The following is an 18268-nucleotide window of genomic DNA, read 5'->3' on the forward strand; positions in this document are numbered from 1 at the left end:
TTGATAATTCAAATAGAAAACCTTAAGAAAGTATATGATACGGGCTCTATCCAGGTAGAAGCCCTGAAATCCGTAAATCTGAATGTAAATAAAAATGAGTATGTAGCCATTATGGGTGCCTCCGGCTCAGGCAAATCCACCCTGATGAACATCATAGGATGCCTTGACAGGATGACAAGCGGCAAATACATATTGGACGAAGAAGATGTATCTACGCTGAACGATACCCAACTGGCAGAAATAAGAAATAAGAAAATAGGCTTTGTCTTTCAGGCCTTTAACCTGCTGCCGCGCCTCACCGCCCTGGGGAATGTGGAGCTGCCCATGGTCTATGCGGGGATACCTGGCTCCCAAAGGCTGCAGAAAGCCAAGGAAGCATTGGAAAGAGTCGGCCTGGGTGAAAGGGTCCATCATAAGCCTAATGAGCTCTCCGGCGGTCAGAAGCAGAGAGTGGCAATAGCAAGGGCACTTGTAAACAGCCCGGCCATCCTTTTGGCCGATGAGCCTACAGGAAATCTGGATACCAAATCCAGCATAGAAATCATGGACATATTTGAGAGCCTCAATGCCGAAGGTGTGACCATAGTGATGGTAACTCACGAAGCCGATATAGCAGCTCACACCAAGAGAAATGTGGTCTTCAGAGATGGAGAAATAATATCGGATAAGCCGGTGGAGAACCGCATAACGAGGGAGACGAGGATATGAATATTATAGAAAGCTTCAAATCAGCTCTCTACAGCGTGAGATCCAATAAAATGCGCACCTTTCTCACCATGCTGGGAATAATCATCGGCATATCCTCGGTGATCACCATAGTATCCATAGGGCAGGGCGGCAAGAATGCTATAATAGGGCAATTTGAGGAAATAGGCAAGAGCACCATAAATGTAAGGGTCAACAGCATGGCCGAAGAAGTCAGGGACAGCGACTATTTTACCATGGATGATATAGAAATGCTGAAATCCAAACTGCCGGAAATTACGGGCATAATCCCCTCCTACGGGTTTTATGATAAAGTAAAGGCAGGCAAGAAAAGCAAAGACATAAGCATTGAGACCACTACAGAAGATTACTTTAAAATAGCCAGAACGGAGATCCTGCACGGACGCCCTCTGACTACCGGAGATATACAAAGCGGCAGACAGGTCATACTCATCGATGAAAAAGCAGCTTTAGAGCTCTTTGGAAGGACTGATGCAGTAGGAGAAAAAGTATCGACGAAATTTAAAGATACAAGCTTAAGCTTAACCGTAATAGGAGTGTTGAAATCAGATGAAGGTGAAGTAGCAGGCATGTTTGGAGGCTATACGCCCTCTATAGGCGTAATGCCCATCACTGTGCTCGATAGGATATTCGACTACAATTTGTCATATATGACTGCAAAAGTCGACAATTCTGCAGACTTAAGCGAAACAGCAAAAAAAATAGTAAAGCTTCTGGAGAATTCCCATAGAAGCAAGGATGTGTACTACGCAGAGGAAGGCTTCAAGGAGCTTGACATGATAAACAATGTATTAGGTACCTTCACTGCCGTGATAGGGGCCATCGCAGGCATATCCCTTCTGGTCGGCGGAATAGGAGTCATGAATATAATGCTGGTCTCCGTTACCGAGAGGACCAGGGAGATAGGCATAAGAAAAGCCTTGGGAGCAAAGAGAAAGGATATACTTCTCCAATTTCTTACAGAGTCCTTGATACTTTGCCTTATTGGCGGTACAATAGGATTGGGGCTGGGTGTAGGATTGGGAACTTTAGTAGGTCCCCTGATAAAGGTTAAGGCTGCCGTATCACCTATGATACTTGTAACAGCCGTCGCCTTCTCCTCGGCGGTAGGTATATTCTTTGGATTATACCCGGCAAACAAAGCCGCTAAGCTTGACCCCATAGAAGCATTGAGATACGAATAAGGAGGGAAATTTATGAAAAAAATTATATGCGGTATATTATGTGCAGCTCTTATATTTGCCAATACAGCCGTTTATGCAGGGATACCAAAATTCCGCTACAGCTTCGAGGAAGCGGCAAAAATGGCAATAGAAAATGCACCAAATTATAGAGGCATGGATAGTACAATAGATAAAGCCAGTGATGCTTATGACGTACAAGAAAAAGTTACTCCAAAAGAAATCAGATATACGGGAAATTTCAAAACCTTTGTGGATAAACAGGTTGACTCTCAGATTAAACTGGAAAATGCCTATACCAGCTATCAGTCAGCTGTCCTAAGCAAAGAAAACATCAAAAGAGATATAATATTGAATCTCAGACGTATCGTCATCGGTGTGCAAAAAGCAGAGATGGCTTATTCAGAAACAGATATAGGCAAGAGAAATAAGCAAAATGAGCTGGAGCTTCTTGAAATCAGATATGAGAACGGCCTCATAAGCAGAAATGACTATAATGACAGCAAGCGCAAGATCAAGGATGAGCTTAAAGCCTTTGATGATGATGGAGAAAAAGCAGTGGATCTGGCCTACAGGCAGCTCAATACCCTCCTGGGCAGAGAGGATGAAAAGGATATAGAAGTCAAGCTGGATGACACCGTAATACCTCTGGATAAGCTGGACCTGGCACAGATAAAAAAGGATATTATAAAAAAAGATACAGACTTAAATGCTAAGTATGAACAAAGAAGACTTACTGATTATAAATATGGTTTGATGAAAGAGCGCTATGACAAATATGAGCTGGACAAATTTACCGATACGATGAGAAATGACATGGAAGAAATGTATGAAGAAGCAAAAAGAGACTATGAAGTTGCTGATAAAGCCTATGAAAACGCTATAGACCGCTTCGAAAAAAGCTTCAATGATATGATTGAGGATATCGAGGATCTCTATGAGGACATAGAAGATGCCAAAGAAAAAATAGCGGAAGAAAAAGAAAATCGTTCATTATATGATCTCAAATATGACTCAGGAAGGATGTCCAAGCTTGAATACGATGCTCTGGGAGATAAAATCACGCTTTTGGAACACGAGCTTAAAAAGCTGGAGCTGGACCTGAATATGAAATATGCAGAACTTCTCATATACAGCGATTTGAAAAAGGTTGTAAAAGAATAGTTTATTTTTGAGCCATCGGAAATTAACCGTCCCCGATGGCTCTATCTATTTTTTGCGCTTTTTACTCTGATTTTTGGGAAGCGTTACTTTAAATACACTCCCTTTTATTTTGCCGCTGGAAACGCTGATGCTCCCTCCATGCTCTCTTGCTATCCATTGAGCTATAGACAGTCCTAAGCCGGAACCTCCGCTCTCCCTTGATCTCGCTTTGTCCACCCTATAAAACCTTTCGAATATCTTAGCCTTCTCTTCTTCTTTGATGCCTTCTCCTGTATCGCTCACCAATATTTCTGCATAGCTGCTGTGGTTATTGAGCTCCACCTCCACCAATCCGTTGGCGGCAGAATATTTGATCGCATTATCGACAAGTATCACTATCAACTGCTTTATATGGCTTTCATCGCCTGCTAAGCTTATCTGATCATGCAGCTGCATATCGATCTCGATACCCTTCTTGGCTGCAATAGGCTCAAGTGGCGATACCGCTTCTGCTATGGCCCTGTCCAGGCTGAAAGGTATCATGATCATGTTCTCCTGCTTGGAATCGGCCCTTGCAAGGAGCAGCAGATCATCGACCAGCTTTGACATCCTCTTGTTTTCAAACAATATATTATTCAGCCATTTTCTTTGGCTTTCTACGCTTTCTTCAGTATTATCCAATACTACCTCCAGATTTGTCCGTATCGAGGAAAGCGGCGTCCTGAGCTCATGAGAGGCGTCGGCCACAAAGCTCTTCTGCTTCTCCCAGGCTTCCTTTATCGGTATCAATGCCTTATCCGCCAGAAACAAGCTGCCGAAAAAGGCAAGTCCCATGCTTCCCAGCCCTATTATTATAAAAATTGTTGCGAGCCGGGTCAAAAATTCTTTTTCTCTTTGAATATTGAGATATACTATGCTGAGGCTTTTCTTATCCGGAGAAAAAGACTTCAAAAATCTATAGGCCTCATTGTTTATCTTTACATCTCCCTCATCCCTGCTCTGCTTTTCTGTTTTTTCCAGCAATATGTCCAATTCGCCGTCATCCACAGGAATGTTTTGAGACTTTACTGTAATATTTCCTGTTCGGTCCTTCCTTACGTAAAAGCTGCCTTGAATATGCTTCCTGGGAAGGCCTTCCGGAGCCCTCTCTGCTATTTTGCTCTGCATCGCGATCAGCCTCATGGTCCTTTCCGTCTCCGCCATCATGCCTCTTGCCATGAGGATATATATGCCTGAAAACACAAATGTAAGTATTAAGCCCAACACAATTATATTTATTAGGGTCAGCTTGATCCTGAGACTCCTAAACATGCTCCCCCTCCTTAATGCAATAGCCTATGCCCCTTACGGTCTCTATAGTGAAGCCGCAATGCTCAGGCGGAAGCTTCTTGCGGAGATTATGGATATATATCTCGACAATGTTTATCTCCACTTCAGAATCAAAGCCCCATACTCTATTTATTATCTGCTCTCTTGTTATGACCTGATTTCTGTTCCTGAGCAAAAGCTCCAGCAGCTGGGTTTCCTTAAGAGTCAGCCTTATAGTCTCCTTTCCTGCCTTTACCTCCTTGTGCAAAGGCCTTAAAACTGCCTTTCCCACCCGGATGCTCTCCCCTTCAATAATATCACTCTGCCTTCTGGACAAGGCTCTTATCCTGGCCAGCAATTCCTCCGTAGAAAAGGGCTTGAGCAAATAATCATCTGCTCCTGCATCCAATCCTTCCACTCTATCCTTTATAGAATCCTTAGCCGTCAATATGAGAACAGGAGTTTTTATCCCCTTCATCCGCAAGTCTTTGATAATGCTTACCCCTTCTTTATACGGCAGCATTCTGTCAACTATGAGCAGATCATAGGAATCAGTCTCCGCCATTTCCTGGCCGCTTATACCGTCATAAGCCGCATCCACCATGTATCCCTTCTTCTTCAGCATGAAGACTAAGGCGTCAGACAACGCAATTTCATCCTCTATCAATAACAATCTCATGAAATCACCTCTTCCTTTATTTTAAATCAAAAAGCTTAATAATACATTAAGAGTTGAATCTTTTTAAATCAAATAAAAGATATGGATTTTAAGGAAATTTTAAGGTTGTGCCGTTAGAATGTAAACAACGAATCTATCGTTAGGGAGGTAAAATAATTGAGCACACCAAATACTGCAACTATTATAAAAACCAGAAGGAAAAGAATATTGAATTCAAAAGCCATATTTATATTCCTTTTATTAGCTATAGGGGCATTGATAAGCTTTTACTACGTTAAATCAAAAGCTTCAACCAAAGGTGAAATCATACAGCAGACAGCTGCGGCAAGGCGCGGCGATCTTAAGGTGTCCATAAGCGGCTCCGGCACGCTGGCATCCTCCAGCACCCTCACCGCTCTGTCAAATGTAGAAGGCACCATAAGCCAGATATACTTTAAGGACGGAGACAGTATAGAAGCAGGCAGCCTCATCATGGAGCTGGACAGCGGAGAAGCCAGGCTCAATGTAAAGAAGCTGGAAAACAGCATAGCCCAGGCCCGGCTATCCAGAGACCAGATATTAAAATCCCTGGACAGCAGCCAGATCATCGCTCCCATATCGGGTCAAATAGCAGATATAAAATTCAAAGAAGGCGACAATGCAGGCAAAGACAGCACCTTGCTCACAATAACCGACAAAAGCAAGCTAAAGCTGCTGCTTCCTTTTAACAACGCCTATAAAAGTATGCTCCAGCCGGGCCAAAAGGCTGTCATATATGGCTTTGACAGCTCCTTAAGCGAGATGAACAAGCTTGAGGGGACCATATCCTTCATAAGTTCCACCGCAGAAGACACAGAAGAAGCCCAGCCATATAATGTGGAGTTTACCATAGCTAACCCGGGATACCTGGACGATACCATGATAGCCAGCGCAGAAATCGCTGTCTCCGGTCAAACATTAAAAAGCATAGGAAGCGCCAAGCTCTCCTATATGGACAGCATCGCAGTAAAAACTGAAACAGGAGGCCTCATTGAAACCCTCGATGCAGCCCTAGGCCAATATGTAAAAAAAGGAGATGTACTGGCAAATATCACAAATGATGATCTCTCCATAGAATTGGAAACAAAGAATCTTAATATAGAAGACATGGAAAGCCAGCTTGAATACGCAATTGCCAAACTGTCCGAATACAAAATCTACTCCACAATAAGCGGCATACTGTCAATAAGCGAGGTTAAAAAGGGAGATGGAGTGAAGTCAGGCCAGACAGTTTTCAAGGTGTCCAATTATGATCTGATGGAATTCCAGATACCCGTCGATGAGCTGGATATCGCAAAGATACAGACAAATCAAGCCGTAAACGTCACCGTAGATGCACTGCCGGAAACCTCTGCCAAGCCTTTGAAGGGAATAGTGACCAAAATTGCTCAGGAAGGAACCTCCAGCAACGGCGTGACCACTTATCCGGTAACTGTGCAGCTGACAGAAAGCAACAGCAGCCTGAAGGTAGGCATGAATGCCAATGGAGAAATAATAGTCAATGAAAAAACAAATGCACTATATGTACCTATTGAAGCTGTACAAAAAAGAGAAAACAGCAATATAGTTTTTGTGAAGAGCGATGAAGCAGGGGCTCAGCCTGGCGCTCAAAGCAACAGGCAGAACCGGACAAACCAGCAAGCGTCTTCAGGACAGCAGGCTCCTGTGAGACAGCAAAGCGGAACTCAAGAACAAGCTTCTGACAACAGCTCAGAAACAAGATCCGTAAACAGGCCCCAATCCGGTGGCTACTATGCAGGAGCAGCCCCAAAAACTGTAGAGGTGGGCATAAACAATGATGAATACATAGAAATCATAAGCGGCTTGAAGGAAGGGGATATAGTGATACTTCCGCAGGTAAGCTCCGGTTCGGGCTCTGCAAACTCTCAAAACAGGTACAACAGAACCGGAGGCGGGATGCCGGGAGGAATGCCTGTAACTATAACCAGGGAGCAAGGAAGGTAATTGGAGGTAATTTATGTATGATACAGATATATGATATGTGCAAGGCCTATCAGATAAATCAAATAAGTATACAAGCACTGAAAAATATAAACCTGCATATAAAGCAAAATGAATTTGTGGCTATAGTGGGTCCTTCAGGCTCAGGCAAATCTACCCTTATGAACATGATGGGCTGCCTGGATGTCCCTACCTCCGGCACTTATATCCTGGACAACGAGGAAGTCAGCAATCTCAATGATGATGAACTGGCTGATATAAGAAATAAAAAAATAGGCTTTATTTTTCAAAGCTTCAATCTGATACAAAAACTCACCGCCCTGGAAAATGTTGAGCTCCCCCTTATATATCTGGGTATAGGCGGCAAAGAAAGGCTTGGGAAAGCCAGGACTGCTTTGGAAAATGTAGGCTTAGGAGACAGGCTGGATCACAAGCCCAATGAGCTTTCCGGCGGACAGCAGCAAAGAGTGGCTGTAGCCCGGGCTCTTATCAATGATCCTCCCATCATCTTTGCCGATGAACCTACCGGAAACCTGGATACAAAATCCGGTGTAGAAATAATGAATTTGCTGAAAGAACTGCACAAAAAGGGCAATACTATAATACTCATCACCCACGATAATGATATTGCCCGCCAAGCCGACAGGGTCATCAGAATCCATGACGGTGAAATAGTAGAAGACAGGCAGGTGGTTTAAATGGGATTTATTCAGGCATATAAAATGGCCATCAAGAGCATTAGATCCAACAAGGGCAGATCCTTCCTCACCATGCTTGGAGTCATCATCGGAGTTGCATCCGTTATCTCCGCAGTTGCCTTTGCCCAGGGCAGTACTAAAAATATCACCGACTCCATACAGAAATTAGGCACCAACCTCATTCAGATAAATATTACAGGGAGAAACAGCAACAGGAATATGTCCTATGAGGATTTGAAGCAATTTGCAGAAGAAAACTCAGATATTATCGGGGCTGTAGCTCCCCAAACCAGCACCAGTGCAAAGGTCAAATACGGCACCAAGAACATGGACACCACCATCATAGGCACTTCGCCTGAATATGAAAGCATAAGAAATGTCCATGTTACCCAGGGCAGATTTATCCTGGATTTCGATGTGGACTACAGGCAAAATGTTGCATTAGTCGGCACTGCAATAGTAAATGAAATATTTGAGGGCAAGACCCCCATAGGGGAAAAGATAAAAATAAAAGGCCAGATATTTAAGGTTGTAGGAGTATTGGAGGAAAGGGCGGGCGGTGCGACCCGGTCCGATGACGACCAGATAATAATCCCTGTAACCTCATCCAGGCTGGTGACCGGAACCTCCGCCATCAGGAATTTCTCTGTGGAGGCAGCAAGCGCCGATAAAGTAAAAACAGCCATGGAAAGCCTGGAGGCCTTTTTACTGAAAATCTACAAAAACCAAAATACCTACAGGGTATTTGACCAATCCCAGATGCTGGATACCTTAAACCAGGTTACAGGCTCCATGATGGTTGTTCTGGGCGGCATAGCCGCCATATCTCTCATCGTGGGAGGCATCGGCATCATGAATATAATGCTTGTATCCGTCACAGAAAGGACAAAGGAAATAGGCATCAGGAAGGCTATAGGGGCCAAGAGAAAAAACATACTCACCCAATTTATGATAGAGTCCGCAGTTGTGACCGGCATAGGCGGCATATTGGGGCTCCTCCTGGGCTTTTCCATCATCAGATTCGTCATAGGAGGCCTAAACATAGTTCCGGCCGTATACTCCATCCCCTGGGCGCTCATAGCCTTTGGAATATCTCTGCTTGTGGGGATAATATTCGGCCTGTTCCCGGCTTATAAAGCGGCCAGCCTCAATCCTATTGAGGCATTAAGATCAGAATAACGGGTCATCCTTATGACCCAGAACTCAGGATTCAGAGCTCAGGGCTCAGGGTGCATGTATTCCTTACGGGTCGTGGAGGACGGAAACCACGGATTTGCACGGATTTTTGCACGGAACTACACAGAAGGGTTAATATAGCCTCTATTTAGCATAGCTTGTCATTGTTATGAAAGCCCAGCTTTGTTGTCATCCTGAGGGCTCTGCCCGAAGGATCTAATTTAAGATTCTTCAGTCGCTTTGCTCCTTCAGAATGACAGGAAATGTTTTCGTTTATCGTAGTGTGGGTACCACATGCAAATTCTGAGCATTGCGAAGAATCTTATACCCGTGAGCATTGCACAATAAAATATACTGCGGTATTCCTCTTGGGTTTAAGATCCTTCAGTCGTGCCTCCCTCAGGATGACATTAACAGTGTTTTATAAAAGTGAAGCCTTCAGTGTCTTTCAGTGTATTTCCGTGGTTTCCGTACCCCAAGACCCAAAAGGAATACCCAAAGCCAGAGGCCAGAAGCTAGTGGCCAGAGGCTAGAGGCTAGAAACTGACTAAAGGAGTGATAGAATGAAATATAGAATACTTCCGCTTATACTTATATTTACTTTGCTGCTGGGCGCGGCAGCCAATGCAGAGCCTAAATTCCGCTACAGCTTTGATGAAGCCTTTGATATGGCTCTCAAAAACTCCGCAGAATATAAATCCAAGGACAATGCAATAAGCAAGGCCTACGACAATTATGAAAAACAAGAGAAAGCTGCCCCTGCAGAAGTAAAATTCAATGTAGGAAATTTTAAAAAATTCATAACGGACCAGGTCGATCCTTATGTCAAGGTAGAAGATGCCTATTCAAGCTATCAGCAGACCATACTGGACAGGGAAAATGCAAAGATCAACCTTGCGCTGAACCTGAGATCAGCCGTAATAGCTATAGAAAATGCCGAAATGGCTATGGAAGAGGCAAATGCCAATAAAAAAGTCTGGGAAGAAGAGCTAAAGCTTCTGGACCTTAGGCTGGACAAAAACCTCATATCCAAAACGGAATACAAAAATAAGAAAGCAGATCTGGAAAGCAAGATCAAAGGACTGGACAAGGAACAGAAGGCCCTGGACGAAGCCTATTATAACCTGAATTCCCTCCTTGGCCGCGAAAATGAAAAAGACATAGTCATAACCCTCAATGATACTGTAGTCCCGCTGGAAAGGCTGGATCTGGAGCAAATAAAAAAGGATATGATAAAGAAGGATGCAAGCTTAAATCAGAAAAGCAATCAGAGATATTCGAAAAAAGTTTATTTTGACCTGGTAGAAGAAAGATATCTGAAATATGACCTGGACAAATTCACAGACTCCATGAGATATGATATGACCGAAATGTATGAAGAGGCTAAGGAAGATTTTGAAGCTGCCGGATCAGATTATGAAAAGGCTCTTGCTTCCTTCGGCAAGGACTTCGACAAGATGATAGAGAGCATAAACGATAACCTCGAAGAGATCAGCAGCATTGAAGAAGAAATATTGGAAGAACAACAAAGCATAGAATTATATAGAATAAAATATGAAGCCAGGATGATCTCTAAAAATGAATATGATAGTAAGCTTAGTAATCTGTCTATCCTCCGTAACAAACAAAAAGCCTCGCTGCTGGAGCTCAATCAAAAATATGCAAAGCTCCTTTCCTGCAGCGATTTGGAAAAAGTGGTAAAGCAATGACTTGAACTAATGGCCTACCTTATGTTAACATTATATACAAATCAGAAGGAAAGGGTCGTGATGTTAGGGTTGAACCAAAAAATAAGTCTGTACGGATTTAATAATCTGACAAAAACTTTGAGCTTTAACATTTATGATATCTGTTATGCTAAAACTGAAAGGGACAAAAATGACTATATTACCTATATCGACGAGCAATACAACTCGGAGCGCTTGACAAATATCCTTTGCGAAGTGACCAAAATAATAGGGGCCAATATACTCAATATTTCCAAGCAGGATTATGATCCTCAGGGGGCGAGTGTTGCAATCCTCATTACAGAAGACGGAATGCCCTGTAATTCGATCGATCCTTCCTGCAACAAAGGTGATCTGTCGCACTTGAGAGATTGTGTTGTGGCGCATTTAGATAAAAGTCATGTTACGGTTCATTCCTACCCGGAAAGCCATCCGGACAATGATGTTTCTACATTCAGAGTAGATATTGATGTTTCAACCTGCGGTGAAATATCGCCATTAAATGCCCTCAATTTTCTCATAGGCAGCTTTGACTCAGATATAATAACCATTGATTACAGGGTCAGGGGTTTTACCAGGGATGTAAATGGGCATAAATACTTCATGGACCATGGGATCAGTTCAATACAAAATTATATAGACAATGAGACTCTGAAAAGATACGATGCAATAGATGTAAACGTGTATAATTCCAATATATTTCACACCAAGATGATGATAAAGGAAATCGATTTAAACAACTATCTGTTTAATACAGACCCTCATGATTTGAATCCTGAGGAAAGACGCAGCATAAGAAATAATCTCTCAAAAGAAATGATAGAAATATATCACGGCCTTAACATCTATGACCGTATGGAAGAATAATCGGTTGAGGAGGTTTGAGATGGAACTCTGGTTTACAGAAGAGCACACGGATAATGTGCGCTTTACAATGAAAGTAGATAAGCATATATTCAGCGAACAAAGCCCTTTTCAAAGAATAGATTTCCTGGATACCTATGAATTCGGACGAGTTTTTGCTTTAGACGGCATAATCATGCTTACCCAAAGGGACGAATTTATCTATCACGATATGATAGTACATGTGCCTATGGCTGCCAATCCCAATATCAAAAAGGTTCTGGTCATCGGCGGCGGTGATGGAGGCTCTGTAAGGGAGCTGACCAGATACAGCACTGTTGAAAGCATTGAAATGGTGGAGATAGACCGAAGGGTGGTTGAGTGCTGCAGGGACTTCCTGCCGCAGACGTCATCAAAGCTGGATGATCCAAGAGTGAAGCTTTTTTATGAAGACGGCATAAAGTTTATCAGCACCAAGCATAAGGAATATGATTTGATAATCGTTGATTCTACAGACCCTATCGGCCCGGGAGAAGGTCTCTTCACAGAAGCATTCTACAAAAACTGCTTTGAAGCCTTGAAGGATGACGGCATACTGGTGAATCAGCATGAAAGCCCTTATTATGAAAATACAGCAAGCTTAATGAAAAGAACTCATAAAAGAATAAAGCAGTTTTTCCCCATAGCCAAAGTATACCAGATCCATATACCCACCTATGCTTCAGGGCATTGGCTCTTTGGATTTGCATCAAAGAAATATGACCCGGTGAAGGATCTGGATGATAAAGCCTGGAACAGCCTGGGGCTGGAGACTAAGTATTATAACACGGAGCTTCACAAAGCCTCCTTCGCCCTGCCAAATTACGTTATAAAAATGCTGGAAGAAGCTTGAACGAGACTTCATTCAGAGGGGGATTCAACCCCCACTGAATGTTAGTCGAGTCCATACTGGACTTAGCCGCTCTTGGCACCCGCCGCCTATAGAGGCGGGGGTCTTAGAGCGGGTTAGTTCAGTGATAAAATAAAAAACCCGGAATTTCCGGGTTTTTTTAATTAATTCATATCTGTGCTCATATTCACTTCTGTATTCGTATTCATGCTCTTATTCATAATATCTGTTATGTCTATGGAATTGCTCTCATTTACCACTGGCATATCTATCTGCATAGGAGCATTTATATTATAAACCTTTGTGCTGAAGCTCATATCCAGCTTCAGTATGCCGCTGCTCGCCGGCTCCTCTTCTCCCATGGCTTTCCCTATGGCTTTAATATTAACTTCCAATGGAATGCTTCCGGCTTCATGAGCAATATATCCATCGCTATTGATACCGTATTCCAGTACGATACCCTTATCTCCTATAATCTTTACGTCTTTGAAAGTATCCATAAAGGTGTTAAACTTTTCCTTTAAACTCGGCAGCTCTTTTTTTAATTCATCCAATTCCAGGTTGACTTTTTCTTGATTTAACTGCGGCTCTTGCTTTGCATTTGTATCTACAATTTTTGATACTAAATTTATATACTGTTCTATAAACTCTATAGTATCTTTGCTATCAATTGCATAATTTACTGTATATCTTACAAGATTTTTGAAAGCTGCGTCATCTAATTTCACTTCGTAAATAGATAATTCTTTTCCATCAACAGTTCTTTTTTCCTTATATTTTGCTACCTCAAATCCAGGATTGAATTTTTCCTGAGAATCTTTGATGAACTTGGCAATTTGAGACTGCATTTCCTTAGAGAATTTAAAAACCTCATTAACATTGATCTGTTCTTGAGTTTCACCCATCATCTTATAAAAATCATATACTAAATATTCTTTAGTATTATCTTCCGGATACATAGAATTCATAATAAGCGGCGGCATCTTGATGATTTCTATTAATTTAGGTTTATCGCCGGACATATCTGTATCAACCCATACTTCCATGTCCATGGCCATACCTGAAAAGCTTAAATTGGTATCTACTGCTCCTCTGGCAGAAGTCTTTTCTTTATTTTGTACCATTTTTTGGTGCATATTAATTTCCAGAGGATTCATCATACTGGTTACTTGTTGTAGATTCTTCTGTTCTTCTTCAGAGAAGCCTTCTCCCGTCATAGTAAAGCTAAAAGAAATATCGCTCTCCATAGAAGTAACATCCTGCATTTTGTTAACAGCATTGTAAAGTTTCAGCTCATTGCTGGTACATCCGGCAAAAACCATTGCTAATACCAGCACTAAAGCTATAATTGATGTTTTTTTCAAGTCTTTCTCCTCCTGCTATATAATGATTGTGTTTCTTTAAATTGCTGGGTTTTCCACACAAAGCCATTATATATCAGACCTCACCCGTTGTAAATAGGAGGAGGATCTCAAAGCTTCAGCCGGAGCCTTCTAGAGTGCTTCTACCGTCACATTGCCGGTTGCAGGTATATTCACCTTAAACAGCTTCTCAGCCATGGCTTTTCCTTTTGAAATTTTAACCTTGAAGGTAATGGCTGCATCATATTTACCTCTTGTAATTTTTATATCTCCGGTGCCCTTCATTATTTCCAGAGATGCCGTCTTTTCTTCTTTCTTTCCTCCAGGCCTGGCAAATCTTCCATAAACCACGGTGTCTGCCTCTGCAAATCTATAGCTTGCTCCATTTGCATGGGGCTTAAGTGCTAAGATCCTCGGCTCTTTATGATGGGCCGCATATACGGGGCTGAATACCAGCTTATCCGCTATCAGCCAAGCCTTGGCATCTTCCACATCAAGCATATCTTTTTCATTTGATATTTTATCTCTGACTTCTCTAATAGCCTCAGCTGCCTTCTCTATTTTATTTATTGCAGCCCCGGCTCTCGCCTCCAGCGCCGCCTTAACGGCTCCTGCCTCCAGCTTGCCGACAGCTTCAAGAGCAGCATCGACCAGGCTTTGTGCAGCCGCAGCGGCCGCCTGAGCCTGCTCTATGGCTTCATTCACCAGTGCCAATGCGTCCGTTAACGCCTTAAGCTCCGCAGCACGGCTCATCATGGCCGCAACCTTGACCTCCAGACTTTCATGCACTGCGGCCTCCAATGCCTTTACTGCCTTATCAGCCAAAGCTATCCTTGCTTCCTCTCCGGCTTTTCGCTCTTCCTCTATACGCTTTCTTTCCTCTTCTTGCCGCTTATACTCCTTCTCCAGCTCCGCAATTCTTGCCTCTGCAGCTGTGAGCTTAGAATAAGCTGTTACATAATAGCGCTGGGCATTTGTCAGGGCATCATAGGCTGCTCTCGCATCCTCCACAGCCCTTTTATTCTCCAGCTTTATATTCCTAAGCTTCGGCAGCTCATTGATTTTCTTATCTACAGCCGCTGCCTTCAGCTTATCCTCCTCAACTTTATTTTTATCACCCTCTAATCTGGATATTTCGACTCTCGCTGCCTCAAGCTTGCCGTAATTGTCCACATATCTTTTCTGCTTTTCGGTCAACGCATTATAGCTTGATAAAGCACTCTCTACCGCTGCTTTGTCAGCCAGCCTTATTGTCTGAGGCAGGTCTGAAATCTTAACCATGACCTTCTCTGCCGCAAGCCGGTTCTCTTCCTCATCCAGGTCCGGCACCTTCACAGGGGCCAGATCAGTGCCCATAAAGTAGAATTCGTCCCCTCTGAGGTCTTCGCTTGTATTGCCTACCAGGTCCTTGGCCTGGGATTCTATGATAAGGATGTATTCATACCTGCTTTCCAAGGGCTGGCCCAAAGATAATATGACCCTATTCCGGTCGATCTTTTTCAGTGAATTGCTTATAGTCCTGTATTTGGCATAATCATCCGTATTCTTAATCGTATATCTTCCTTCATAGCCTATGGCTTCGCTGTACTCGACCTCTACCGTCATCCTATCTACGGCAGAGACAGTCAGTATATAAGGCTTATCTTCGTCCTTGTATTCGCCGTATAGCATGGTGTAGCCGCTGTGGGTGTTCTCTGCTTTGATGCCGTGCTTATCCGTCAATATCTTGCTTATGTCAACCTTATATTCCTTGCTGTCATCTATATACCTGGGCGAGGTTATGATAAAGGCCACGAGCTTGGCATCTTCTCCGTCCGTCTTTACATCAAAGGAAGCTGATGGGCTGCCTATGGTATTGATATCTTTATCGATTACCGTTACCTCCTTTGACATTTCCATCTCGAAGGTCTTGCCGTCCCTCTGGGTGATATATAGTATCTCGGGAGCTTCCGGCTCTTCATCGCTTCCGTATATTTCAATGTCGAAATAGGGCAGGCTTTCCCTGTCAAATTTGTTTTTATTGACCGTCCTATCTTCTATTCCCCAGAAAGATTCCTTATACTCTATTTTATAAACACCGTATCCGGATATGGTCTTGCCCCCTTCTATATTAGAAAATTCAATGGACCTATCATCATCTGCCATAGCCTTGGCATAAAGGGTTATGGTTTTGCTGCCCGATTTCAGAACCAAAGCTGTTCTATTATTGCCGCTTGCCGTATATCTCACAGGCTTATCAAAGGCTGCTGCCACCACATATTTATTGACTGAATAGACATACTCGAGCCTGGGTCCCTGAAAGTCGTTCTCTCCTGCCATAGCCCTGAATTCAAAGCTGAGCTTCAGCCTGTTCCCCGTCAGATCCTTCACACCGTCAATGCTGATCTTATATATCTTGCCTTCTGTCATGGCTCCTGTTTCCAATGTGACCTTTTCATCCTTATAGACGGCTTCTATGGGAGCGCCTATAGAATTATTTATTTCATAATTGGATATATCCTCTGCACTTTCTTCATCCAGAGGCTTTGTAAAGTATATCTCCAGCTTGCTTCCACCCACAACCTTGTAATCCTTGACCGTAGCTGCTGCAAAATCATCCCTGGCAACATTTACAGTCCCGCTGTTGTTCCTCTCCAATGTGTTGCCGAATTCATCGGCTATATTATAAGCCGTCACGGTATATGAGCTGCTGATGGTAAGGTCTTCTACCCTCAGCATGACCTTGAATTTGCCGTCAGCATAGGAAACCTTCTCCACATCTTCTACATAGATGCTTTCCTTGTACCTGTCATTTTTGGCCACCTCATAGCTGCCCGGATCCAGGACCGCAGCCTCATCGATCCTGCTGCTGTCGGTGAATGCCACTTGTATATGGTTTCTGGACAGCACCTTCAAATCGGCTTTGGAAAGCTGAGGAGGCGTTGTATCTATCTTCATGCCATAGAAGGTTTTCTTGGCAGGCCTCTTCATAATATTTGCCGCTTTTGTCTTATCCACTATATTTTCTACAGTGAGTTCATATTTGGTTCCGGACTTCTGGGATTCCGTAGTCAATTCCACAGTATCCTCATCATCGCCGGTCAGCCTTGCTTCCAGGATTTCAAGCTCTCCGCTGCTGCTTTTTATCAGGTAATTCATCATATCCTCTGCTGAAGCTCTCGTCACCGCCTCAGAAAACTTCACCACAACCCGCTGGTTTGTCTCCGCCTTTGCATCCTTCAAGGATGGAGGAGTGGTATCCAATCTGGTGTAGAAGGATTTGCTATCGGATTTCAGCGCCACGCCATCTATTGATTTTACATCTCTTACCTTTACAGTATATTGTTTTCTCCCCGCCAAGCCATAAGTGGTCAAGGTGACCTTTTTGCCCTCCAGCTCTGCTCTATCTATCTCTACGCCTGATATTGAATAATTTGAAATATCCGTCGCTGTTGCAAGGTCCAGCTCCTTATCAAATTCGATTATCACCGTCTCAACGTCTTCGCTCTTGACGCTCTTTATCCTGGGAGAGCCGGATATCTTTGCAACTCCTGTGAATTTTATTTTCTCATCGCCTATTTTCAATGTGTAAAGCTTCCCTGATGATTGAGCCGAGGTCACAAGCCTTACCCTATCCTCCCCTGCTAAAGCCGCAGACTTGACTGTCAATCCTTCTATAGAGTAATTATCAAGGTTTTCTCCCTCATATCGCTCTATTTCCTCTTTGAATACCACTTCTACCACAGTATTTCCCACAGCCCTGACGCTCTTTACCTCTGCATCCGTCATATCGTTGATGAGGCCTGCGTCCAGAGCTCTTGCTCTCCTTATCTTTCCTGCGTCTATGAGCACATTGATATATATCCTGCCTCCCTTGGTGCTGGTCTTCAGTGCTGCTACAGTAGCCTTAGCCAGAAGATCGATGGTGAATATACCTGCCTTAGCCGGCTTCAAGCCTATGGATGCAGCAAATTTGAAGGTATCGTTCCAGGAAAAATCCCCTGACACCCCTGCCCCATCCTGTTTGTATCCCAGGGTTTCCAATAAAACCTTGTAGTAGGACTGTTCGCTTATATTATTGTAGGGACCGAACCGTCCTCTCTCATCTCCGATGAACCCCAAGTTCGGATTGGCCTTCAAATAAGCCATTATATTCTTTCCTTCTGCCCATTTTACTTCATCCTTATCCACAAAATTAGCGTAGCCTTCGTAATCAACAGCATCATCATACAGCCCTCTCAGCTTTAGTATGGATATCGCCGCCGTAAGCCTTGTCATCTCTTTTTGTGTGTACTCCCTGGTGACCCCATTTCCGTCTCCTACCAACATGCCAATCTCTACAAGGGCATTTACTTCAGCACTCACTGATGCTGCAGCATAGCTGTCCATATAACCCGTTGCAGAAAAGGCTATGGTAAAGGCTAATAAGAAAGCAAGCAACTTTCTCATAAAAATCCTCCTTATCTTCTTCTATGATTTTCCACCCAATTTATACTATGTGGAGCAAAGCATAAAAAACGCTAAGAAGGATATTTGTAATAATAATGTAAAATTGAAAGGAATAAAGCCGTCGGATCA

At 43.2% G+C, this 18268-nt stretch carries 13 protein-coding genes; 9 read left to right on the forward strand and 4 right to left on the reverse strand.

Features of this window, described 5'->3' with window-relative positions; all coding sequences use genetic code 11:
- Genes LJD61_RS07630 through LJD61_RS07640 form a run of 3 tightly spaced genes read left to right on the forward strand, consistent with a single transcriptional unit; the run spans position 1 to position 3071 of the window.
- A complete protein-coding gene (locus tag LJD61_RS07630) occupies positions 1-708 on the forward strand; it encodes an ABC transporter ATP-binding protein (protein WP_303740697.1) in 708 nt (235 codons plus the stop codon).
- Positions 705-1910, forward strand: coding sequence for an ABC transporter permease (locus LJD61_RS07635; RefSeq protein ID WP_255226941.1), 1206 nt, complete (start codon positions 705-707; stop codon positions 1908-1910). The genes LJD61_RS07630 and LJD61_RS07635 overlap by 4 nt, the downstream gene beginning before the upstream one ends.
- A 12-nt stretch (positions 1911-1922) precedes the next feature.
- Entirely contained in the window at positions 1923-3071 is a 1149-nt protein-coding gene (locus tag LJD61_RS07640; RefSeq protein ID WP_255226942.1) for a TolC family protein, read from the forward strand.
- 45 nt (positions 3072-3116) lie between these two features.
- On the opposite strand, the gene LJD61_RS07645 is transcribed toward LJD61_RS07640, so the two are convergent.
- Both LJD61_RS07645 and LJD61_RS07650 read right to left on the reverse strand, forming a co-directional pair.
- Positions 3117-4361: a sensor histidine kinase gene (locus tag LJD61_RS07645; RefSeq protein ID WP_255226943.1), complete on the reverse strand. Its 1245-nt coding sequence runs from the start codon at positions 4359-4361 to the stop codon at positions 3117-3119.
- A complete protein-coding gene (locus LJD61_RS07650) occupies positions 4354-5037 on the reverse strand; it encodes a response regulator transcription factor (protein ID WP_255226944.1) in 684 nt (227 codons plus the stop codon). The genes LJD61_RS07645 and LJD61_RS07650 overlap by 8 nt, the downstream gene beginning before the upstream one ends.
- Before the next feature lie 156 nt (positions 5038-5193).
- On the opposite strand from LJD61_RS07650, the gene LJD61_RS07655 reads away from it, so the two are divergent.
- From LJD61_RS07655 to speE, 6 genes are all read left to right on the forward strand, one after another.
- A complete protein-coding gene (locus LJD61_RS07655) occupies positions 5194-7020 on the forward strand; it encodes an HlyD family efflux transporter periplasmic adaptor subunit (RefSeq protein WP_255226945.1) in 1827 nt (608 codons plus the stop codon).
- A gap of 17 nt (positions 7021-7037) precedes the next feature.
- Complete coding sequence (locus LJD61_RS07660; protein WP_255226946.1) at positions 7038-7715, forward strand: ABC transporter ATP-binding protein; 678 nt, start codon at positions 7038-7040, stop codon at positions 7713-7715.
- The gene (locus tag LJD61_RS07665; protein ID WP_255226947.1) at positions 7716-8894 is read left to right on the forward strand and encodes an ABC transporter permease; all 1179 of its coding nucleotides are present in this window, start codon (positions 7716-7718) and stop codon (positions 8892-8894) included. It begins immediately after the preceding gene.
- Positions 8895-9454: 560 nt separating this feature from the next.
- Positions 9455-10600 carry a TolC family protein gene (locus tag LJD61_RS07670; protein ID WP_255226948.1) on the forward strand — a complete coding sequence of 382 codons (1146 nt, stop codon included), beginning with the start codon at positions 9455-9457 and terminating at the stop codon, positions 10598-10600.
- Between the two features lie 57 nt (positions 10601-10657).
- Positions 10658-11485 (forward strand): adenosylmethionine decarboxylase, encoded by an 828-nt coding sequence (speD, locus tag LJD61_RS07675; protein WP_255226949.1) that lies wholly within the window; start codon positions 10658-10660, stop codon positions 11483-11485.
- A 19-nt stretch (positions 11486-11504) separates the two neighbouring features.
- Complete coding sequence (gene speE, locus LJD61_RS07680; protein ID WP_255226950.1) at positions 11505-12353, forward strand: polyamine aminopropyltransferase; 849 nt, start codon at positions 11505-11507, stop codon at positions 12351-12353.
- Between the two features lie 161 nt (positions 12354-12514).
- Here the strand turns inward: speE and LJD61_RS07685 are convergent, their stop codons facing one another.
- Positions 12515-13714, reverse strand: a complete 1200-nt coding sequence (locus tag LJD61_RS07685) for a hypothetical protein (protein WP_255226951.1) — start codon at positions 13712-13714, stop codon at positions 12515-12517.
- Positions 13715-13843: 129 nt separating this feature from the next.
- A complete protein-coding gene (locus LJD61_RS07690) occupies positions 13844-18139 on the reverse strand; it encodes a coiled-coil domain-containing protein (protein ID WP_255226952.1) in 4296 nt (1431 codons plus the stop codon).
- Positions 18140-18268 lie beyond the last annotated feature (129 nt).

This window comes from Lutispora saccharofermentans, assembly GCF_024363565.1.
GTDB classification, from domain to species: Bacteria; Bacillota; Clostridia; order Lutisporales; family Lutisporaceae; genus Lutispora; species Lutispora saccharofermentans.